Raw genomic sequence first — 20,166 nt, 5'->3', positions numbered from 1 at the left:
AGACTTTAGATTACTTCGGAAAATCGAGACCCATTTCGCGATAGCGTTCAGGATCATTGCCCCAGTTTTCGCGGACTTTCACAAACAGAAAGAGATGTGCATTCTGTTCCAGAATTTCGCTGATCTCTTTACGTGCTGACTGTCCGATTGCCTTGATCGTTTCGCCTTTATGGCCAAGAACGATCTTCTTCTGGCTTTCGCGCTCGACATAGATGACTTGCTCGATACGCACCGAGCCATCCTTGCGTTCTTCCCAGCTTTCGGTTTCTACCGTCGAGGAATAAGGCAGCTCTTCATGCAGACGCAGGTAAAGTTTTTCGCGGGTGATTTCTGCCGCCAGCTGGCGCATCGGCATATCCGAAATCTGGTCTTCAGGATAATACCAAGGACCATTCGGAACAGTCTCTGCCAAAAATTTTGCAAGATCCTTGCAGCCGGAGCCATTGAGTGCCGAGATCATGAAGGTCCGATCAAAGGCGACCTTTTCGTTTGCCTTTTGCGCGAGTTCCAGCAGCTTTGGCGGATCAACGCGGTCGACCTTATTCAAAACCAGTACCTTCTTCTGGCGAACATTGGCCATGCTTTCCAGAAGTGCTTCGGCATTCTCATTCAGACTGCCCTGCGCGTCTAAGATAACGAGAATGATATCAGCGTCTTTCGCACCACCCCAGGCCGTCGTGACCATCGCGCGGTCCAGCCGGCGCTTAGGCCGGAAAATTCCTGGCGTATCAACAAGTACGATCTGTGCGTTGTTCTCGATGAAAATGCCGCGTACCAGCGCACGCGTCGTCTGCACCTTATGCGTGACGATGGAAACCTTCGTACCCACGAGCTGGTTGACCAGCGTGGATTTTCCGGCATTCGGCGCGCCAATCAGCGCCACAAAGCCAGAACGGGTCTGCCCGGTTTCAATTTCGCCGTCTGACGGCGTCGTCGGATTATTCATTGCTTATCCTTTTGAGAGCGTTCTTGTTTCTGAAGAAACAGGAGCCGCTCTATCTTTTGTTTTGCGCAATTCCCGACGTAAACCGGTCCCCACTTTCGCTGGAATTGCTCTATGTAATATTGGCAGCAGAATACGGTCCTCGCCCAAACCGCTCTGCCGATGCGACAACCCACCACTGTCGCTGTTGATCCGATTATAGCTGAATTTCACTTAAAAGAATGCTGATTCACACGTCACACGGAACTGTCTCGTTTCCAGACAGATTCCCTGTAAAGCATGGCTTCAGCAGCACTTTGCTCGGCAATACGCTTGGACCGTCCCTCGCCCGTTTCGGGGGCAAATCCTCTTACAGTCACTTCAACTACAAAAAGCGGATCATGGTCAGGACCACTGCGGCTCACAATAGCGTAGACAGGGTGCACATTGCCCTGCTGATGCGCCCATTCCTGCAGCTCTGTCTTTGCATCACGCCGCGCAGCACCGGTCTCAAGTGACCGCTTTTGCCAGTAGCGTTTGATGAAAGCGCGAGCAGCTTCCAGTCCGCTATCCATATAAATGGTCGCAATCAACGCTTCGACCACATCGGCACGAACGTTGAGCAGACGCTTATCATTCAGAGACTTGATGTCAGAACCCGTATGGATCAGATCAGCAAGACCAATCTCATCGGCAATTGCGGCGCAGGTTTCGGCGTTTACCAGCCCATTCAGGCGAACTGACAATTCCCCTTCGGGCGCTTCTGGAAAGGCTTCGAAAAGCATCTCGGCAACCACGAGACCAAGCACGCGGTCACCAAGAAATTCCAATCGCTCATAATTGGCACGTGAAGGTGCCTGGACGCTCGAATGGGTGAGCGCACGTTCCAACCGTTTCAGATTAAGAAAACGGTGTCCTGTGCGCTCCTCCAGAATTGCTGCTGTCTTATTCTCGGAGACCATTTCAGTTTCCGGTTACGGCAGTGTGCGGCTCACCACTCACCCAGGAAATGAGGCGGCTGAAACGAACATCAGACGGCCATTTCCAGATTTCGAGCGGGCTTGCCTTGTCTGCGATCGAGAAGAAAATAATGTTCGCACGACCGACCAGATTTTCAAAAGGAACATAACCGACACCAAAGCGGCTATCGAGCGAATTGTCGCGATTGTCGCCCATCATAAAATAATGACCGGCAGGCACTTCAAACACGCGTGTATCGTCGCCGATGGAATTTGGCGCCAGATCCAGCGTATCGTAAGTCACGCCGTTGGGCAGCGTTTCGCGATAGACTTCAACCGGACGATTAACTTCCGTCACATCAGGATTGTCGATTGTGCCAACGCGCTCACGCTTAACAGCCACATCATTGATGTAGAGAACGCCGCCGCGCATCTGAACGCGATCACCCGGAAGACCGATCACACGCTTTATGTAATCGATATTGGTGTCGCTTGGCAGCTTGAAGACCACGACATCGCCACGCTTGGGCTCCGTTCCCCATATACGACCGGAGAACAGGTCCAGACCGAAAGGCAGCGAATAACGCGAATAGCCATAGGCATATTTCGACACGAACAGATAGTCGCCTTCCAGCAGCGTTGGGCGCATTGAGCCTGACGGAATGCTGAAAGGTTGGAAAAGCAGGCTGCGAATAATCAATGCCAGCAGCAGAGCTTGCACGATAACGCTGACGGTTTCGCCAAGGCCGCCTGATTTTTTAGTTTCACTTTTGCTGGACACGCTCATTGTATCTCCGCTTGCCGATGTGCGATCTAATAACGGCTATGATTGCCCGAAGCAATCCAGTCACCGTCACCTCGCACGATTATGAGCAGGAGTTTACCTGCCACAATCGCAATTGTTTTGGCACATGCCACTATCGGAAAGACGGTATTCGCTTTCCGTAACATGCATTACTCGGTTTCTGGCAGCGCTTCGATAATGACAAAAGCCTGCGCGAGAGGAAAATCATCGGTAATTGTCAGATGTATGGCAGCGCGTTTACCTTCTGGCAGCAAGCGCTTCAACTGCTTCGCCGCTCCTCCGGTCAGTTGCATGGTCGGCTTGCCGGAAGGCGCATTCACCACCCCCATATCGCGCCAGAAAACCCCATTCGAAAGACCCGTACCAAGCGCCTTGGAGCAAGCTTCCTTTGCGGCAAAGCGCTTTGCGTAAGACGCAGCGCGTTGTTTGCGGCCATCTGACTTGGCTTGCTCAAGCTCAGTAAAAACACGTTGGGTGAAACGATCACCATGTTTTTCGAGGGTTTTTTCTATACGGCGTATATCGATCAGATCGCTGCCAATGCCGATGATCATAGTTTTTGCGGCTCCCGGGCACCGCATCGCCCAAAAATTGAAATCAATCTCTGGAAAGAGCGATGCGTATTTTTAACAGTTCAGAGCGTCCTTTGTGCGTCCGAATGGACGCGTGGTGCTCTGGAACGCACATTGTGTTTCTCGGCAAGTCGTTCAAGCCTGCGACGGCGGAATGCGGCGACTGCAAATCGCGTCGCAAAATAGGCAATCACCGCAAAAACTGCACCCAGAATGGTCGAACCGAACAGCATCGGCTTCAGCAAAGGTGTCCAGACTTCTCCGAACTTCATCGTTTGAAGCGCGTGTCCCAGATGCAGAGGCGGTGCGCTTTCAATATCCCCGCTTATGACAAAGCGGCCAAGCTCATAGGTGCTACCCCAGATGAAGGGGAGCGTCAGCGGATTAGCAAGCGTGGTGCCCAGCGCCGCTGCAGCAATGTTTCCAGCCAGAAAATAAGCCAGAACGATTGCAATGATCAGGTGAAAGCCAAAGAAAGGTGTGAAAGCCGAAAAGACGCCAACAGCCAATCCCGCAGCCACAGCATGTGGAGATGCAGTGATGCGCAGCACACGCTTGCCGCCATATTTAAATGAGCGAGCGAAGGAACGACGCGGCCAGACGAGCAGCCTTAAGCGCTCTTTTCGGGTGGGCGGATTTCGACGTTGGAATAACATAAACTTCTCATACTGTTCTCTACGCACCGAGACAATTGTTATTATTGTTCAAGCGATGCCGCAGAGATCCTATCGCTTCGCTCGAAAGGTGCTCCGTCGAGACGCGGCAGATAGTATTTCGGTGATACACCAAGCATACGGCGAAACATTGTCGTAAAGGCTGAAACGCTGTCGTAGCCCAGATCAATCGCAACACTTGTTACCGGTTCGCCTTCTGCCAGCCGCGGAACGGCTGCGAAGAGACAAGCCTGCTGCCGCCAGACAGACAGGCTCACACCTGTCTCACGCTGAAAATGGCGTGTGAATGAGCGCCTGCTCATCGCCATGCGGTCTGCCCAATCATCAATTGTAGCACGCGCCGAAGGCTTCTTTACAAACTCGCGACATAGCTTTTGCAGTCGGGCATCTTCTGGAACAGGCAGGCCAAGTGGCCTTTGTGGCAAAGTATGCAGATCACGCAGAATCAAGTCGACCACGAGAGCATCACGGCTGCCCGGCTGCGGAATACTGTCGACCGAGGTCGCATCAATGATAAGGCAGCGCATTAAATCTGTCAGGCCCACGACATGCAGATAGTCCGGTACGCCGGAAACGGCATCGACTGCGATATAAATCGAGCGCATGAGAACATCGCCAAGGATTTCTACGGAGTGTTTAATACCTGCCGGTATCCACATTGCATGATCGCTGGGGATCATCCAGCGACCTGCATCGGTGGTTACCAGAACGACACCTTTCGCAGCACACAGAAGCTGCGCACGGCCGTGACTGTGGGGTGGCACGAAATACCCATCGGGATATTTCGTCGGCAAGGCGACCATAGGTCCGGGAAGGTTCTCCAGCATGGCAATGCGATGCTCGTGGAACTTCTGAAGGTCTTCACTGCCCGGCAATAAAAGCCCCAGTGGCGATTTTGGTTTCATGCGCTTTGGCCCACTCTCGAAGGTATTGGACCAAATCACGAAAGCAGGCGCGAAACAATCCAATTATGAAAGTTGCAGGTCAGAAATATTGAATGGGTTTCCCGACCCGGCCAAAGCATTATCGGGAAATTTCCGCCACAGATTATCTTCGGAGTAGGATTATGAGCATGAGTGCTGCCGAGCAGCCTTCAAACAGCGGCGCGAACAATACGGTTCTCGCCATTATTCTGGCCACGAGTATGGGCCACTTCCTGAACGACATGATGCAGTCGCTCCTTCCGGCCATCTATCCGATGCTCAAGGACAATTACAGCCTGTCTTTCTGGCAGATCGGCTTGCTAACTTTCACGTTTCAGGTAACGGCTTCGATCCTGCAGCCAATCGTCGGCATCTACACCGACCGCCGTCCAATGCCCTACTCTCTGCCATTTGGTATGGGGTGCACACTGATCGGTCTGATCCTGCTGGCAAGCGCACATCACTATTCGGTTCTGCTCCTTGGCGCAGCTTTCATCGGCTTCGGTTCTTCGGTATTCCATCCGGAAGCTGCCCGCGTTGCACGTCTCGCATCTGGCGGTCGTCACGGGTTCGCACAATCGATGTTCCAGGTCGGAGGTAATTTCGGTTCGTCCATCGGACCGCTGCTTGCGGCGTTCATCGTGCTGCCGTTCGGACAGGCCAGCGTATCGTGGTTCTCGATCGCAGCACTGATCGGCATGGCCCTGCTCTGGTATGTTGGGAACTGGTACAACCAGCACAATCTCGCCAATAAGAGCAAGCCAAAGCCTGACAAAACGCTGCCGCTGCCGCGCAAAAAGGTCATTGCCTCGATCTCAGTGCTCGCCATGCTGATCTTCACCAAATATGTCTACATGGCCAGCCTCACGAGCTACTACACGTTCTATACGATCAGCCATTTTGGCGTGACCGTGCAGGCATCGCAGTTGCTGCTGTTCCTGTTCCTCGGTGCGGTTGCAGCGGGAACAATTGTCGGCGGCCCAATCGGCGACAAGATTGGCACGCGCACAGTGATCTGGGTTTCGATCCTCGGTATCGTTCCATTCACACTGGCGTTGCCTTACGCCAATCTCGAAGTGACAGCCGTTCTCACCGTCATCATCGGTTTCGTTCTGGCTTCAGCTTTCCCAGCAATCATTGTTTTCGCACAGGAATTGCTGCCGGGACGTGTGGGTATGGTGTCAGGGCTTTTCTTCGGCCTTGCATTCGGTATCGCCGGTATTGCAGCTGCGGCACTGGGCGTGGTTGCAGACAGGACGAGCATCGAGTTTGTCTACCAGATTTGCTCTTATCTTCCGCTTCTCGGATTGCTGACCATCTTCCTGCCAAAGATGGAAAAAGCCCGATAAGAACTTATCCGTAGTTTAAAAAAGTGGAGCACCGTTCATCCCCCAACGAACGGTGCTCCTGATGCCACTGACCTTTTGACGGCCCGGTGCAGCGGCAGCTCTAAATAGAGTGAAATGCACCCTATTTATTTGCTTTGGCACACATTGCGATGATTTTGCCGCAACATGCCTGAACTCTCTCACACGGCAAAGCTGAAGCCGTGCATACTCTCCTTGCGAAACTCGTCGAATGTCGCTGCAACCAGACGGATCAATGGTTTGCCGTCTTCTGTCGCGCTGATGACACCGTTGCGTACCTCAACCAAACCGTCAGCCACGAGCGGACGCAACAGGGCCAATTCATCAGAGAACTCCACACCGGGGGCGGCTGTGTTCAAATCAACACGGAAATTGCACATAAGCGCTGTGATAATGCCTGCGCGGAGCCTGTCACTGTCGCGCATCGCATAGCCACGCACAGTCGCGAGATCCCCTGTCACAACACGTTTGCTGTACTGTCCGACATCAGAAATATTCTGCGTGTAACCCGCTGGATATTGCGAAATTGACGATGGCCCGAAGCCAATCAAAGTATGACAACGATCCGTGGTGTAACCCTGAAAATTGCGATGCAATGTGCCGCTTTCTGCAGCAATTGCCAGCGCATCATCCGGCAACGCGAAGTGGTCTATGCCGACCGCCTGATAGCCGAAGCGAAGAAAACTTTCAGCAACAGCACTTGCCTGTGCGAAACGTTCATCGGCGTCTGGCAGCATACTCTCGTCAATCAGCCGCTGATTGGCGCGGCGCTGCGGCAGATGCGCATAACCAAAACAGGCAATACGATCCGGCTTCATCGCAGCAACGCGCTCGCAGGTTTCGTGAAGGCTCTGCACAGTCTGGAGCGGCAGGCCGTAAATCAGATCGAAGTTCAGCCGAACGATACCCGCATCGCGCAAAAGTTTTGCAGCACTAATGACGGCTTCAATGGGCTGAATGCGGCCAATGGCCTTTTGCACATCGGCATTGACATCCTGCACACCAAGGCTGGCACGATTTACACCTATCAGCGCCAAGGTCTTCACAAGATCGGAATTGACCGTGCGCGGATCAAGCTCAATCGCGTGTTCCAGAAGAGGACTGAAATCGAAAGCCAGTCCGAGAGCCGCCATAATGCGTTTGAACTGTGCTTCCTGCAAAATCGAAGGCGTGCCCCCACCCCAATGCAGATGAACAACTTGTGGACGCGCTGTCAGGCTTGCGCTGACTGTTTCAATTTCACTTAAAAGCGCCGTCACGAAATTTTCGATAACATCATCGCGAATAGCCATCTTGGAGTGGCAGCCGCAATAATGACAAATCTCCTTGCAGTACGGCACGTGAATATAAAGTGAGACGCTTTCTTCCGGGCCGATCTGGCGCAACCAGCGGCGTGTATTGTCAGGCGTAACTGGCGCGAAATCCGCAGCAGTCGGGAAGGATGTATAGCGTGGAACGGCAAGTGCCGCATAACGTCTTATCGTGGCTTCATGCATGATGATTCCACCCCGCGCGTTTTGCGTTCTGGCGATAGCCTGTCGCTACTGCGCGCACCGGGCGATGATGGACATTCTGCGGGGCAAGTCGGCATGATGCGGCAAGGAAGCCCGCATGCATGACAGCCGATATTATAATTGCCAGCCACAATGACACCTGTTCACCTCGTTAAGATCGAGCAGCATCTGACTGTGCTGCGTCAATTTCCATGATCAGGTGTAAAGGTCGCTCGGGAAATCTTCATTGATTTGAATCAACGCAATGAAAACAATTAAATAGGGATAGGAGCGGTTTCGGTTGAGACTTAATCGTTGAAAACGCTCTGTCTATTCTTTTGAAGTATTGTCCAACGCATCGTGCGGAGCTCGGCAATCAGTCCTGTAAACTGATTGCCCATGCAGAGACTTCGTGCGTTCGTTGGAAACGATTAAATAGCCTCCATATCCATTCCCGCGACCGCGGCAAGGGATCGACGTGAAAGTATCTCGACAGAGTTTGCGTCAAGCAACTGGATAAGACCCTGTGTCTTCAGCTTGGTGAAACTGCGGCTGACTGTTTCAATCGTAAGACCCAGATAATCGGCAATATCTGTACGGTTCATCGACAAATGAACGAGATTGGCTTTGCCGCCTCGCTTCTCAGCACGTGCGGCAAGAACCAGAAGGAAACTTGCAAGCTTTTCCACTGGCGCAAGACGCCCCAGCACAAGCTGATTGTCACGCGCAGTGCGCAGCGCTTCACGCGTCATCTGGTGAAGACGCTCCTTGAGCTTCGGAAAGCTGTTCATCAACGCTTCCATTTCCTTGGAAGAAAAAGCGCAAAGGACAGAAGGAACAACAGCCTCAGCCGACTGCGAATAAACATCGTCATCGGCAAGTCCCAGATAGTCGCCGGGAACCAGAAAACCCGCGATCTGGCGGCGCCCATCAGGCAAAGACGTATAGATGCGCAACATGCCCGAAGTCAGACTGAAAACCCGGCGCTTTGGATCGCCCTCTTCCACAAGCATTTCGTTTGCATCGAGCTTCTTGGAGGTCATGATGGCTTCAAGCGCACCAAGATCACCATCATCGAGAGCAGCGCAAACCGCCATGTGACGCACATCACAATCGACACACACACCGCACGGAGCCCGATACGGCGACTTGGGATCAAACATTAGAGGCGCAACAGCCACGACATATTCCTAAACAGGGGGACGGGCATGGGCTTGCCCTTCCCCCTAAATTAAGGGTGCTGAACAAATACCGCAAAGCGCAATTTCGACGCAGGGTCGAAATCACGTCCAGCAAAATCAATGCTATAGTAGCGACAGCTTAAATATTACGGCTACCCGGCTTAATCGCAGGAATTGCAGCCAATTCGGGCGGCAATTGGTCCGGCGAATAGGCTGGCACTTCATATTCGGCAAGAGCGATGAGCTTTGTGCCCACATCTGCCTTGCCCGCTGAACGATCCACGATACAAGCGGCAGCAACAACTTCGATGCCGATATCCTTCATGCAATCAATGGTTTCGCGAATCGAAAGACCTGTAGTCACGATGTCTTCCACGATCACAACACGCGACCCTTTCGGCACATCGAAACGACGTAAACGGAATACACCGTTTTCACGCTCGACCCAGACTGATGGCACGCCAAGATGACGCGAAGTTTCGTAGGACGGAATAAGTCCACCGATTGCAGGCCCGACAACGTAGTCGATCTTACCTAAATCAGCTGCCTTGATTTTTTCGGCCAATGCCTTGCAAAGCTTTTCCGTCTTATCGGCATGCATAAAGACGCGCGCTTTCTGCAGAAAGATCGGGCTACGCAGGCCAGAGGTCAGAATAAAATGGCCTTCAAGGATTGCTCCCGCTTCGCGGAAGACAGCAAGGACGTCTTCGGTTCTCATTGTGCCTTATCCGTTCACGCGCTGTGCGCCACTGACGCTCGCGCTTTCTTTCAATTGAGAAATGATGCGATTGAGGTGTTTAAGGTCCCACACTTCAACGTCAATAATCATTTCAGTAAAATCGGGTGCGGTCCGCACCATTGAGAGGTTATGAATATTGGCATCATTCGACGCAACGATCTGCGCAATTTCTGCCAAAGAACCCGGTGAATTGATTGCAGACACACTGATCCGTGCCGGGAAGCGTTCGTGCATCCCCTCATCAATGTCCCAGCGCACGTCGATCCAGCGCTCAGGCTGATCGTCATAAGCCGTCAGTGCCGGTGACTGAATCGGATAGATTGTGATACCTGCACCCGGCTGCATAATGCCGACGATACGGTCGCCCGGAACAGCGCCTTCCGGAGCGAAGCGCACCGGCAAATCGGAATTGGTACCACGGATCGGCAAAGCTTTGCGCTTTGGCTTCGCTCCGTCGTCCGTCGGTCCCTGGGCACCTTCAGAGCCTTCCGGCACTTTGAAGATCATTCCGGCCGCGTTCTGAATATTGAACCAGCCCTTTTCGCCTGTCTTGGCCGGGTTGTTCTGCGATGTAACGCGCGTATCCTGATAGTCGGGGTAAACCGCTTTCACGACATCGGTAGATGGCAGTTCACCGCGACCCACTGCGGCGAGAACATCCTCAACTTCCTTGCGCGCCAGACGTGGCAGGCCGGGCTTGAGAATATCCTTGCTGAACGCCTTTCCGGCGCGCTCGAAAGCGCGCTCAAGAATACGCATACCGAGGCCTGAATACTGCTTGCGAACAGCCGAACGTGTTGCACGGCGGATTGCTGCGCGCGCCTTTCCAGTAGCAACGAGCGACTCCCATGCGGCCGGCGGAACCTGCGCTTTAGAACGGATGATGTCGACTTCATCGCCGTTTTTAAGCTCAGTCATCAGCGGCATAATGCGACCATTGACCTTGGCACCCACGCAGCTGTCGCCAATATCGGTGTGCACCGCATAAGCAAAATCAATGGGCGTTGCACCACGTGGCAGCGCGATGAGGCGACCCTTGGGGGTGAAGCAAAACACCTGATCCTGAAACAGTTCCAGCTTGGTATGTTCCAGAAACTCTTCAGGATTGTCGCCTTCGGAAAGCTGCTCGATGGTCTGGCGCAGCCATGCATAGGCATTGGTTTCGGTCGATATCTGATGCGGGTTGCTGGCACTGCCACGATCTTTGTAGATCGAATGGGCGGCAACACCGAATTCCGCGATTTCATCCATAACACGCGTGCGGATCTGCAATTCGATACGCTGGCGCGACGGACCGATAATTGTCGTATGAATCGAACGATAGTCGTTCTGCTTTGGTGTCGAAATATAGTCTTTAAAGCGACCGGGAACCATCGACCAAGTGGTGTGAATCAAGCCAAGCGCGCGATAGCAGTCCTGAGTGGATTCAACCATGACGCGGAAGCCGAAAATGTCGGAAAGCTGTTCAAACGACAGGCCTTTGGTTTCCATCTTGCGGAAAACCGACCAGGGCTTTTTCTGACGGCTTTTGACGCTGGCCTTGATGCCATTCTTCTGGAAAATTTCCGACAAATCTTCTTCAATCTTCTGAAGAAGACCCCGGTTCTTTTCAAGAAGCTCTGCAAGCCGATCCGTTACCGCACGCCAGGCATCCGGGTTGATATAGCGGAAGGCAAGCTCTTCGAGTTCTTCACGCGTGTCCTGCATACCCATGCGGCCAGCAAGCGGCGCATAAATATCCATGGTTTCTTCAGCGATGCGCAGGCGCTTGTCTTCGCGCATTACACCCAGCGTTCGCATATTGTGCAAACGATCTGCAAGCTTCACCAGAAGAACACGCACGTCTTCGGAAATGGCAAGCAACAGCTTGCGCAAATTTTCCGCCTGCACTGCCTTTTTGGAAACCAGATCGAGCTTCTTGAGCTTGGTCAGACCTTCAACGAGTTTGCCAATTTCCGGGCCGAACAGCTGATCAATTTCCTGACGCGTAGCGGTGGTATCTTCGATCGTGTCATGCAGGAGAGCGATCGCAATGGTCGCCTCATCCAGATGCATGTCAGTGAGAATTGCTGCGACTTCGAGCGGGTGGGAAAAATAGGGATCGCCGGACGCGCGCTTCTGGCTGCCGTGTTTCTGCATGGCATAAACATACGCCTTGTTGAGAAGCGCCTCATTGACGTCAGGCTTGTATCGCTGAACACGCTCTACAAGCTCATATTGGCGCATCATCTACAGAAACTCCCTACCAGTCACATATGCAGCGGCCATTTTGACCGGAAATCGCTAAAAAATACAATAATTTGCGAGTTTCCAAACCTGTTTTCTGCCAACAGGCTTAATTTCAGTCACAAACAGCTCAGCGGCAAGTCAAAACTCCGACAGCCGACCGCCGTTTCCCACACCATCGCGCACATAAAAACGTGCGCCACAGCTGGAAAAGCCGAAGCGCACGCAAAAAACAAAGCCTGTTTATCTTGAAGTACCTATCAGGGCAAAACTCGTTCCGACTTTTGCTTTCAAGACTTCAACAGTCGAACAACAATTAGAAGTCGTCGTTCTTTTCTGGAGCCACGAGGCCTTCAATACCAGCAAGCAGTTCTTCTTCCGACATGCGGTCGAAGGAAACCACGTCCTCTTCGCCTGCATCCATAATGCCTTCAGCCAATGCATCGGAAGCATCAGTGATCTGGGCCGGAGCAGCAGCTTCTGGCTCGTCAACTTCCACATGCTTCTGCAGCGAATGGATCAGGTCTTCCTTCAGATCGTCCGGCGAAAGCGTTTCGTCAGCGATTTCACGCAGAGCAACAACAGGGTTCTTGTCGTTGTCGCGGTCGATCGTGATCTGGGCGCCCTGAGAAATCTGGCGGGCACGGTGACCGGCCAGCAGAACCAGTTCAAAACGGTTCTCGACCTTATCTACGCAGTCCTCAACGGTGACGCGGGCCATAGGCGGTCCCTTTCATTTCTTAAACTTTAACGGAATTTGTCTTGCACATAACGCTTATGCGCCAAAATTACAAGCAAAAGCGCAAAACAGTAACGACAAGGCTTAGATATTTAGGCTAGGATATCACTGTTCATTAATCTGTCTGACAAATACACGATCTGGATCAAATTGGAACAATAGAATTCGAGTGATTATCGTTTGCTTTATAGAAATATCGCGCAAAGGTAATTAAGATTGATCAAATAACAACCATGGGTTGCTTGTTTTTCTATAATATCTCCGTAGAACGCAATAAACGTCATTGGTAAAAAATAAATACCCCCGCCGTTTAAGAAACAAATCTGAATACGCGGTCGCAGGCCCACTCCCTACCGGCCGCAGAGTGGATATATTGCACGATGTTCGATTCTCGTGAAAAAATTGCGCTATTTATTGACGGCGCGAATTTATATGCAGCCTCAAAGACACTCGGTTTCGATATTGATTACCGTAAACTGTTGAAGGCCTTCCAGAAGCGCGGTTACTTGCTGCGCGCCTATTATTATACGGCTCTGGTTGAAGATCAGGAATATTCGTCGATCCGTCCACTCATCGACTGGCTTGATTATAACGGCTATAAGGTTGTCACCAAGGCAGCCAAAGAATTCACCGACTCGACAGGTCGTCGCAAGGTGAAGGGCAACATGGATATCGAACTTACCGTCGATGCCATGCAACTGACCGACACCGTCGACCATTTCGTGATTTTCTCGGGCGATGGCGATTTCCGTTCGCTTGCTGAAGCATTGCAGCGCAAAGGCCGCAAGGTTTCTGTCGTCTCCACTCTGACGACACAGCCTGCGATGATTTCCGATGAACTGCGCCGTCAGGCCGATCATTTCATCGATCTCGTTTCGCTGAAGGCAGAAATTGGACGCGATCCTTCGGAACGTCCGCAGCAACAGCAGCGCCGTCAGGACGAAGATCTCGACGAAGACTATTGATATTGGCAATCGTCCGGTTCGTGCAGCTTCATAATTTCGAACTTCATGAATCAGCTCGCATAAACTATAAAAAGAGCGCCTTTCGGCGCTCTTTTTTGTTGTAGCAATACGTCAACCTCAGCCGCGATCGCGCAGCAGGCGGGACTTCTCGCGATTCCAGTCGCGCTGCTTCTCAGTCTCACGTTTGTCGTGATTCTTCTTACCACGCGCCACGCCGATTTCCAGCTTCGCCCGACCACGATCGTTGAAGTATAGTTTCAGCGGAACAACGGTCATGCCTTCGCGTGAAACCGAGTTGAAAATCCGCGCCATTTCACGACGGCTAATCAACAGTTTACGCAGACGGCGCGGCTCATGATTAAAGCGATTGCCCTGCGTGTATTCTGGAATATAAGAATTAATCAGCCAGAACTCACCGTTCTCAAAGCTCGCATAGCTTTCGGCAATATTGGCCTGATTGGCGCGCAAGGACTTAACCTCGGTGCCGGTCAGAACCAGACCAGCTTCGAGCGTATCGGAAATCTCAAAATTGTAGCGCGCTTTACGGTTTTCTGCGACCATTTTGCGGGCGGGAGAGTTTTTCGGCTTATTCATAATGGCACCATATAATGCTCATTGCCGGAAATGAAAACGCTCTCGCATGAGCGAGAGCGTAAAAATCACTCAACCGGACAAAATTTCCAGCCTCAGAGCGCATTTTTCTCTGAAAGATCAGATCGAAACACGCTCTATAAGTTTGTTTAAACACATTATCCGAAGCAAAACCGCTTCGCACTTTTGCTGGAGATGCTCTAGTTAGTGAGACCAGCGTGTTTCATAGCCTGATCGATCTTCTCAGCAGTCGCAGCTTCAATCGTAACCATTGGCGAACGCAGAACATTTTCTACCCGGCCAAGGCACGACAGAGCATATTTTGGACCGGAAGGATTTGGCTCGATGAAGAGCGCCTTATGCAGTGGCATTAAACGATCCTGTAATTCCAATGCTTTGGCATAGTCGCCGGCCTGACAGGCATCCTGGAATTCTGCACAAAGACGCGGCGCAATATTGGACGTCACCGAAATACAGCCGACGCCGCCGTGAGCATTGAAGCCGAGAGCGGTCGCGTCCTCGCCGGAAAGCTGGATGAAATCCTTGCCGCATGTGGCGCGTTGTTCGGAAACACGCTCGATCTTGCCGGTAGCATCCTTCACACCAACGATATTCTTGTGATCACGCACAAGCGTACCCATAGTTTCGGGAGTCATATCGATAACCGAGCGGCCCGGAATGTTGTAAATGATGAGTGGGATCGAGATTGAGCGCGCTACACGCGAGAAATGCTCGTAAAGACCGCGCTGGCTCGGCTTGTTATAATAAGGCGTGACAACCAGAACCGCATCGGCACCTGCCTTTTCGGCATGCTGCGCAAGTTCGATTGCTTCAACCGTATTATTGGAACCGGCACCCGCGATCACCGGTACCCGGCCTGCTGCCACTTCGATGCAAACCTCAATGACGCGCTTATGCTCATCATGGGACAAGGTCGGCGTTTCGCCTGTCGTTCCAACAGGCACGAGTCCTTTGGTTCCCTCTTCGATCTGCCAGTTCACAAAAGCACGAAAGGCTTTCTCGTCGAACGCTCCTTCACTATCGAATGGCGTGACAAGTGCAGTAATCGAGCCTTTCAGCATCAGTGAACTCCTGAGAAATATAGACGGAACCTGACAATACCATCCTGACTTTTGAATGCGTCGGAATAGCTGCAAGGCGATGCACCATAGTCTCGCAGTGCAAATCCGGCAAGCGGGGGGCAACCCCAAATCAGCCTCCAAATGACAGTTTTGCGAAAAATTCCTTCGCTTTTTTCTTTAGAGTGCATTTCGATCTGAGTGAAACAGATCGGCACTCTAAACCCTTTCAGTTGAAGCATAATCTTATCGATCCTCGTTTCACTCCGATCAGATTATGATCCAATACGCTCAACCTGATTGCACAGCAGTTGCTCAAAGAGCGCGGAGCTTTTAGACAAATGATCGAAAAGAAAAACATAACCATTTATTAACCAATGCTTCATGCATCAGCATCATAGTCTTATACAGAACAATCGCCCTATCGATCAGGCTTAGAAAAGCCAGATTTGAACAATATTTTACCCGCAATCAGGCACTCTATTCTCGTTAGATCATGTGTAAGAAAAATATAGATATGCCATTAAAGCAAAGAGCGCTCTTTTCGAGTGGATTGATTATTGCTGCTTCGCTTCTTGCGGGGCAGATAGGTGCTGCCTATGCCCAGTCATCTTTGCCAACCGACGTACCTACGCCGCTGGTGCGCCCGTTCGCGCCCACTGCTACACATGAATCGCCGATCAACCTGGTCACACCAAAAGCCCGTCCAGCCGCCCCAGACCCAGTTATCACTTCTTCGTTCAGTCGCGTTGAGAACCCTGCCGCAATCACCGGGACATTGAAGAGCGGCCTTGATGCGCTCTATTCCCGCGATATTGTTGGCGCTATTGCCTATCGCAATGGAATGACAAAAGGCTCGCTTGACCGTCAGATATTGACCTGGTCAATAGCGACATCCGGAATGGATGGCGTGCCGAGTGCTGAAATTGCAATGGCTGCTTCCGAGCTGTCGGGCTGGCCCGGTATGGCTGCGCTGCGTCGCAATACGGAACGTGCATTGTACAAGGAAAATGCACCGGCAGAGACTGTCATCGCCACATTCGGCACCACGCGTCCGCAAACAACGGAGGGCATGATCGCCCTCGCCCGTGCATATGTAGCCACCGGCAGCAATACAAAAGCGCATCAGCTTCTCGCGCCATGGTGGGCGACCGAGCGTCTTTCTGCAGATGATGAAACGCGAGTTCTCAAAGAATTTGCAAGTGTTCTCACACGCGAAGACCATCAACGTCGCCTTCTACGCTCGCTTTACAACGACCGCATGCCGTCGGCCAAACTTCTGGCAGGCCCAGCGCAGGCGCAGTCACTTTATAACGCCTACGCAGCATTGGCGCAGAAGTCGCCAAACACGGCAAAGGCCATCGCAGACGTAGACCGCTCCTGGCAGTCGAACCCGGCTTACATGTTCTTGCAGATTCGCTATTTGCGCCGTTCAGACCGCTTTAGCGAAGCAACAGACCTGATGTTGAAAGCTCCTAAAAACGCCGCATCACTGGTTGATCCAGACGCATGGTGGGTGGAACGCCGCATCCTTTCGCGCGAGCTTCTCGATATCGATAAACCTCAGCTCGCTTATAGGCTTGCAGCTGCACATGCCGCAGAATCCCCCACCATGGCCGCAGAAGCGGAATTCCATGCCGGTTGGTATGCCTTGCGCGCTCTGAAGCAGCCAAAGCTTGCAGCCCCGCATTTTGCTAAAATCGCCGAGATTTCTTCGCGTCCGATTTCCGCTTCGCGTGCTTACTATTGGCTTGGTCGTGCAGCAGAAGCTGGTGCTGGCGGCGATGCGGATGGCTATTATCGCCGTTCAGCCCATTTCGGGACGACCTTTTATGGGCAGTTGTCGGCAGCCAAGCTCAGTGAAAAGGCACCCGAACTTGCTTATCCAAGGCCATCGGATGCGGAACGCGTACGTTTCTCGGGTCGTCCGGCGGTGCAAGCCATCAAGCGACTTGAACAGATCAGCTATGGCAACCGTGCAACCGCGCTCTACACGCAGCTTTCACAGGAACTAAACAGCGTCGGGGAACTGGCTCTTCTGGCCGTTATGGCGGAGAAGAACGAGAATCATTATCTGGCGCTCCGCGTTGGAAAGGCAGCCGCATTTCGTGGATTGGATGTCGGCGCGCTCTCACACCCCATCGGGGCCATACCAGCACATGCCAATATCAGCGGCTCCGGCAAAGCGCTTGCCTATGCGATTGCACGTCAGGAAAGCGAATTCAACATCGGAGCAGTATCCAAAGCTGGTGCGCGCGGGCTTCTGCAATTAATGCCAGCGACAGCTAAAAGCGTGGCAACGCGCAATGGAATGGCATACTCAGCCCAGAAGCTCACAACTGATGCCGCCTACAACGCAACGCTTGGCGCGCATTTTCTTGGCGAACAGCTCGACCGGTTCAACGGCTCTTATGTGCTGACTTTTGCCGGATATAATGCGGGACCACGCAGAGCAACCGACTGGATAGAAAAATATGGCGATCCACGCGGCAAGCCTATCGAAGAGGTTGTCGACTGGATTGAGCGCATTCCTTTTTCAGAAACGCGGAACTATGTTCAGCGCGTGATGGAAAACTACGAGGTTTATAAAGCCCGGCTCACCGGAACTGCAGATATACGCACCGACCTGATCTACGGACGCCGTTAGAGCGCGTTTCGATCTGACAGATTCAAATCGGCGCCCTAACCTCTTCAATTTAAAGCATAATCTTATCGAGCCTCGTTTCACACGGCCGGATTGTGTTCAAAAACGTTCAACATCAGTAACAGCTGTTTTTATCTAAGCCTGCGTTTTCCTGGTGCGAGGTGGTGTTTTCGACTTTGGTGCTACCTTTTTGGGTTTAGGATTCTTCCTACCAACCGAACTCTGTGCCGCTTCGGCAAGTTTACTCGCCTGAACGCTCCAGTTTTCGCGGGTAACGCGTCCAGCAAAGCCAATGTGGCGTTCAATCCAGACCGCTTCGTCCCTGTTCCATTGCGCAATTTGCGCATAGTGAAACACACCGAGCTTTTGCAACAACTCTTCAACGGCCTTGCCAATACCGCTGATCGCAGTCAAATCGTCTGGCTTTCCGCGCAGAGGTGCATCAAGCAGCTCCGGACGACCAGGATCCTGAACTTCCGCAAGGGGCTCATCGACCAGAATCTCTTCTGCAGATTCTGGATCTGCTTCGGGTTCTTTTGTCTCGATTTGTGGCAAAGGCTCTTCCGCCTTTTCCGCCGCCTCTTCGCCCTCATCTTTCAAGGGTTCTTCTGCCACGATCGCCTTGGCTGGCGTAACCGGCTCAGGCTTTTCGACCAAAGCAGGCTTTGAGAGCGCAGCCGCGATGATCGTGTCTTCCTTGTTAGTGTCCGCAATTCTTCTGCCTCTGATGAGGCGTCCCAAAACACAGCCAATTACAAAAGCAACAGCAATAAGAATCGCCAGTTGAACGATCAACATCGGCATGTAGGTTCCCTCATACTCTACGCACTTGCGTGCGGCCACAATGGCCACAACAGCAAATCAAAAACCCCGCACACACTGGCAATCCTGCCCGAGGATCACCAGAAAGCTATCTGGAGCGGCTCCCGCTTTTGCCGGAAATACTCCAGACCTGTTCATTTTGCAGCAGTCAGCCAACCCACTGCCAAACCGATCACCGCCGAAAGCAGAAGAACCGGCCAAAACATCTCCGCAAGATAAAGCATATGAAATCCGCCTGCGATTCAAACCGAAGCACCCATCGATTTATACAGGAAAGGCAGTGGAGGGCCCGGTGTCAATTGGCCAAAGAGAAGAAACAGGGGATCATGCTGCTTAGAGCGCGTTTCGATCTGATTAAAACAGAGCGATGTTCATATACGGCGCTGTAAGTGGGTATCCTGCCCGCAGTCCGTTTCACACTTTACGGGTTTCACTCGCGAAACCCGATGATATCAAGGCTGCGTAATATCGGAGCCTGATAGCTGAAGCCCGTGAGGTAGCGGCGCGTTAAGCACAGCAGACAACTCATTATAAGTAGTGGCGTTGAGCGCAGTGCCTTTGACAGATAAGGCCGCTTCCGAAATTTCGATTTCGGATTGAGACAACTTCTTTGCCAGATCAATAGCGAAAAGTACGCGCTCCTCAAACTCCGGTTGAGCACCGCGTGCAAGCGCCATCTCGTCATCGGCGAGTCCGCTTTGTCCGGCTGCTTCAGCGGCACTCATAATCGAATCACGCATCGCATTATCGGGAATAAAGCCCGAAAGAACGATGCCTTCTCCGCTTTTGGTCAGTTTGAAAACGTATGGGCTAGCAGCCTGAAGAACCGTCGTCAGATCAGAAAGATCGCCAACGCCAGAGACCTGCTGCAAGGATTTAACCGCAGCCTCCTGAGAAGAAGGGTCTGGAGCCATACCTTTCAGGATCACGTAGCGACCATCGACATCAAAGCCGGCCCAGGTATAAGGCGCAAGTGCCTGCCCCGTTCGTTCAGCTATGTCGGCTTCAACCCGATCAGCACCAAACCATAGCGCTAATGATGTCAGGGCCGCAGTCCATGTCACGCCTGGCCAGAACCACTTCAACATAAATCTGCTTCTCCAACTACCAGTACCCGTCTTTATCGACGCCACCAGAGAAACCGTCACACCTCAAAATGCAAGCGCTATGCCGCATTTAGGAATTGCAAACAACAAAAAACCCGGCAGCTGATGCTGCCGGGTTTCCTGTAACCAATCCGTAAGGATTAGAACGAACGCTGGAAGCGAACCATACCCTGCCAAGCGTCCTGACCCTTGAGGTCAGAGAACTTGTCGTCCCACTTGGTGTAGGAAACTTCAGGAGTAATGGTGAAGCCTGGAACCAGTTCGTAAGCTACGTTTGCAGTAGCTGCGAATGTCTTCGCATCTTCGTAAGCGAGCTGAAGGTTGAAGGTAGCCTTGTCGGTTGCCTTGAACTTCGCGCC

The 20,166-nt window shown here is 52.3% G+C and carries 19 protein-coding genes; 3 read left to right on the top strand and 16 right to left on the bottom strand.

The features are described 5' to 3' along the window. Nucleotides 1–10 precede the first annotated feature (10 nt). The 6 genes from era to CEV32_RS09325 all read right to left on the bottom strand — a co-directional run bounded on the left by era (nucleotide 11) and on the right by CEV32_RS09325 (nucleotide 4,807). The gene (gene era, locus CEV32_RS09350) at nucleotides 11–946 is read right to left on the bottom strand and encodes a GTPase Era (protein WP_094576546.1); all 936 of its coding nucleotides are present in this window, start codon (nucleotides 944–946) and stop codon (nucleotides 11–13) included. Nucleotides 947–1,179: 233 nt separating this feature from the next. Further along, complete coding sequence (gene rnc / locus CEV32_RS09345; protein WP_094576544.1) at nucleotides 1,180–1,884, bottom strand: ribonuclease III; 705 nt, start codon at nucleotides 1,882–1,884, stop codon at nucleotides 1,180–1,182. Nucleotide 1,885: 1 nt separating this feature from the next. After that, nucleotides 1,886–2,668, bottom strand: coding sequence for a signal peptidase I (gene lepB / locus CEV32_RS09340; protein WP_094576542.1), 783 nt, complete (start codon nucleotides 2,666–2,668; stop codon nucleotides 1,886–1,888). 167 nt (nucleotides 2,669–2,835) lie between these two features. Next, on the bottom strand, nucleotides 2,836–3,240 hold the full coding sequence (gene acpS, locus CEV32_RS09335) for a holo-ACP synthase (protein WP_094576540.1): 405 nt from the start codon (nucleotides 3,238–3,240) through the stop codon (nucleotides 2,836–2,838). An 80-nt stretch (nucleotides 3,241–3,320) separates the two neighbouring features. Further along, entirely contained in the window at nucleotides 3,321–3,914 is a 594-nt protein-coding gene (bspA, locus tag CEV32_RS09330) for a type IV secretion system effector BspA (protein ID WP_094576538.1), read from the bottom strand. A 41-nt stretch (nucleotides 3,915–3,955) separates the two neighbouring features. Further along, the gene (locus CEV32_RS09325; protein WP_208620847.1) at nucleotides 3,956–4,807 is read right to left on the bottom strand and encodes an AraC family transcriptional regulator; all 852 of its coding nucleotides are present in this window, start codon (nucleotides 4,805–4,807) and stop codon (nucleotides 3,956–3,958) included. A 191-nt stretch (nucleotides 4,808–4,998) separates the two neighbouring features. Here CEV32_RS09325 and CEV32_RS09320 point away from each other — a divergent pair, with 191 nt between their 5' ends. Next, nucleotides 4,999–6,204 (top strand): MFS transporter, encoded by a 1,206-nt coding sequence (locus CEV32_RS09320; protein ID WP_094576536.1) that lies wholly within the window; start codon nucleotides 4,999–5,001, stop codon nucleotides 6,202–6,204. A gap of 179 nt (nucleotides 6,205–6,383) precedes the next feature. Here the strand turns inward: CEV32_RS09320 and hemN are convergent, their stop codons facing one another. From hemN to rpoZ, 5 genes are all read right to left on the bottom strand, one after another. Continuing rightward, complete coding sequence (gene hemN / locus CEV32_RS09315; protein WP_094576535.1) at nucleotides 6,384–7,718, bottom strand: oxygen-independent coproporphyrinogen III oxidase; 1,335 nt, start codon at nucleotides 7,716–7,718, stop codon at nucleotides 6,384–6,386. A 428-nt stretch (nucleotides 7,719–8,146) separates the two neighbouring features. After that, nucleotides 8,147–8,878, bottom strand: a complete 732-nt coding sequence (locus tag CEV32_RS09310; RefSeq protein WP_094576533.1) for a helix-turn-helix domain-containing protein — start codon at nucleotides 8,876–8,878, stop codon at nucleotides 8,147–8,149. Nucleotides 8,879–9,035: 157 nt separating this feature from the next. After that, entirely contained in the window at nucleotides 9,036–9,614 is a 579-nt protein-coding gene (pyrE, locus tag CEV32_RS09305) for an orotate phosphoribosyltransferase (RefSeq protein WP_094576532.1), read from the bottom strand. A 6-nt stretch (nucleotides 9,615–9,620) separates the two neighbouring features. After that, nucleotides 9,621–11,864: a RelA/SpoT family protein gene (locus CEV32_RS09300; protein WP_094576530.1), complete on the bottom strand. Its 2,244-nt coding sequence runs from the start codon at nucleotides 11,862–11,864 to the stop codon at nucleotides 9,621–9,623. Nucleotides 11,865–12,177: 313 nt separating this feature from the next. Continuing rightward, the gene (gene rpoZ, locus CEV32_RS09295) at nucleotides 12,178–12,582 is read right to left on the bottom strand and encodes a DNA-directed RNA polymerase subunit omega (protein ID WP_094576527.1); all 405 of its coding nucleotides are present in this window, start codon (nucleotides 12,580–12,582) and stop codon (nucleotides 12,178–12,180) included. A 398-nt stretch (nucleotides 12,583–12,980) separates the two neighbouring features. Here rpoZ and CEV32_RS09290 point away from each other — a divergent pair, with 398 nt between their 5' ends. Further along, nucleotides 12,981–13,565, top strand: coding sequence for a LabA-like NYN domain-containing protein (locus CEV32_RS09290; protein ID WP_094576525.1), 585 nt, complete (start codon nucleotides 12,981–12,983; stop codon nucleotides 13,563–13,565). Nucleotides 13,566–13,682: 117 nt separating this feature from the next. On the opposite strand, the gene smpB is transcribed toward CEV32_RS09290, so the two are convergent. Together smpB and dapA are read right to left on the bottom strand one after the other, a co-directional pair. Beyond that, nucleotides 13,683–14,159, bottom strand: coding sequence for an SsrA-binding protein SmpB (gene smpB, locus CEV32_RS09285; RefSeq protein ID WP_094576523.1), 477 nt, complete (start codon nucleotides 14,157–14,159; stop codon nucleotides 13,683–13,685). Nucleotides 14,160–14,356: 197 nt separating this feature from the next. After that, a complete protein-coding gene (gene dapA / locus CEV32_RS09280) occupies nucleotides 14,357–15,238 on the bottom strand; it encodes a 4-hydroxy-tetrahydrodipicolinate synthase (protein ID WP_094576521.1) in 882 nt (293 codons plus the stop codon). Between the two features lie 514 nt (nucleotides 15,239–15,752). On the opposite strand from dapA, the gene CEV32_RS09275 reads away from it, so the two are divergent. Beyond that, nucleotides 15,753–17,882, top strand: a complete 2,130-nt coding sequence (locus CEV32_RS09275; protein WP_235818783.1) for a lytic transglycosylase domain-containing protein — start codon at nucleotides 15,753–15,755, stop codon at nucleotides 17,880–17,882. A gap of 132 nt (nucleotides 17,883–18,014) precedes the next feature. On the opposite strand, the gene CEV32_RS09270 is transcribed toward CEV32_RS09275, so the two are convergent. The 3 genes from CEV32_RS09270 to CEV32_RS09260 form a co-directional block, all read right to left on the bottom strand. Next, nucleotides 18,015–18,683, bottom strand: a complete 669-nt coding sequence (locus CEV32_RS09270; protein WP_094576517.1) for a hypothetical protein — start codon at nucleotides 18,681–18,683, stop codon at nucleotides 18,015–18,017. A gap of 470 nt (nucleotides 18,684–19,153) precedes the next feature. Continuing rightward, nucleotides 19,154–19,789: a BON domain-containing protein gene (locus CEV32_RS09265; RefSeq protein ID WP_094576515.1), complete on the bottom strand. Its 636-nt coding sequence runs from the start codon at nucleotides 19,787–19,789 to the stop codon at nucleotides 19,154–19,156. A gap of 158 nt (nucleotides 19,790–19,947) precedes the next feature. Continuing rightward, a partial coding sequence (locus CEV32_RS09260) for a porin (RefSeq protein ID WP_208620833.1) occupies nucleotides 19,948–20,166 on the bottom strand: 219 nt, incomplete at its 5' end.

The organism is Brucella rhizosphaerae, assembly GCF_002252475.1.
Classification (GTDB): domain Bacteria; phylum Pseudomonadota; class Alphaproteobacteria; order Rhizobiales; family Rhizobiaceae; genus Brucella; species Brucella rhizosphaerae.
Note: the sequence above shows the minus strand (reverse complement) of the source record. Positions and strands in the feature narration are given on the sequence as shown.

Excerpts from the sequence above, each read along its gene's own strand:
- acpS (WP_094576540.1), bottom strand. The coding sequence starts at position 3,240 with ATGATCATCGGCATTGGCAGCGATCTGATCGATATACGCCGTATAGAA.
- bspA (WP_094576538.1), bottom strand. The coding sequence starts at position 3,914 with ATGTTATTCCAACGTCGAAATCCGCCCACCCGAAAAGAGCGCTTAAGG.
- CEV32_RS09310 (WP_094576533.1), bottom strand. The coding sequence starts at position 8,878 with ATGTTTGATCCCAAGTCGCCGTATCGGGCTCCGTGCGGTGTGTGTGTC.
- CEV32_RS09270 (WP_094576517.1), bottom strand. The coding sequence starts at position 18,683 with ATGCCGATGTTGATCGTTCAACTGGCGATTCTTATTGCTGTTGCTTTT.
- smpB (WP_094576523.1), bottom strand. The coding sequence starts at position 14,159 with ATGAATAAGCCGAAAAACTCTCCCGCCCGCAAAATGGTCGCAGAAAAC.
- CEV32_RS09265 (WP_094576515.1), bottom strand. The coding sequence starts at position 19,789 with ATGTTGAAGTGGTTCTGGCCAGGCGTGACATGGACTGCGGCCCTGACA.
- CEV32_RS09275 (WP_235818783.1), top strand. The coding sequence starts at position 15,753 with ATGCCATTAAAGCAAAGAGCGCTCTTTTCGAGTGGATTGATTATTGCT.
- rpoZ (WP_094576527.1), bottom strand. The coding sequence starts at position 12,582 with ATGGCCCGCGTCACCGTTGAGGACTGCGTAGATAAGGTCGAGAACCGT.
- CEV32_RS09300 (WP_094576530.1), bottom strand. The coding sequence starts at position 11,864 with ATGATGCGCCAATATGAGCTTGTAGAGCGTGTTCAGCGATACAAGCCT.
- rnc (WP_094576544.1), bottom strand. The coding sequence starts at position 1,884 with ATGGTCTCCGAGAATAAGACAGCAGCAATTCTGGAGGAGCGCACAGGA.
- dapA (WP_094576521.1), bottom strand. The coding sequence starts at position 15,238 with ATGCTGAAAGGCTCGATTACTGCACTTGTCACGCCATTCGATAGTGAA.
- CEV32_RS09320 (WP_094576536.1), top strand. The coding sequence starts at position 4,999 with ATGAGCATGAGTGCTGCCGAGCAGCCTTCAAACAGCGGCGCGAACAAT.
- pyrE (WP_094576532.1), bottom strand. The coding sequence starts at position 9,614 with ATGAGAACCGAAGACGTCCTTGCTGTCTTCCGCGAAGCGGGAGCAATC.
- lepB (WP_094576542.1), bottom strand. The coding sequence starts at position 2,668 with ATGAGCGTGTCCAGCAAAAGTGAAACTAAAAAATCAGGCGGCCTTGGC.
- era (WP_094576546.1), bottom strand. The coding sequence starts at position 946 with ATGAATAATCCGACGACGCCGTCAGACGGCGAAATTGAAACCGGGCAG.
- hemN (WP_094576535.1), bottom strand. The coding sequence starts at position 7,718 with ATGCATGAAGCCACGATAAGACGTTATGCGGCACTTGCCGTTCCACGC.
- CEV32_RS09290 (WP_094576525.1), top strand. The coding sequence starts at position 12,981 with ATGTTCGATTCTCGTGAAAAAATTGCGCTATTTATTGACGGCGCGAAT.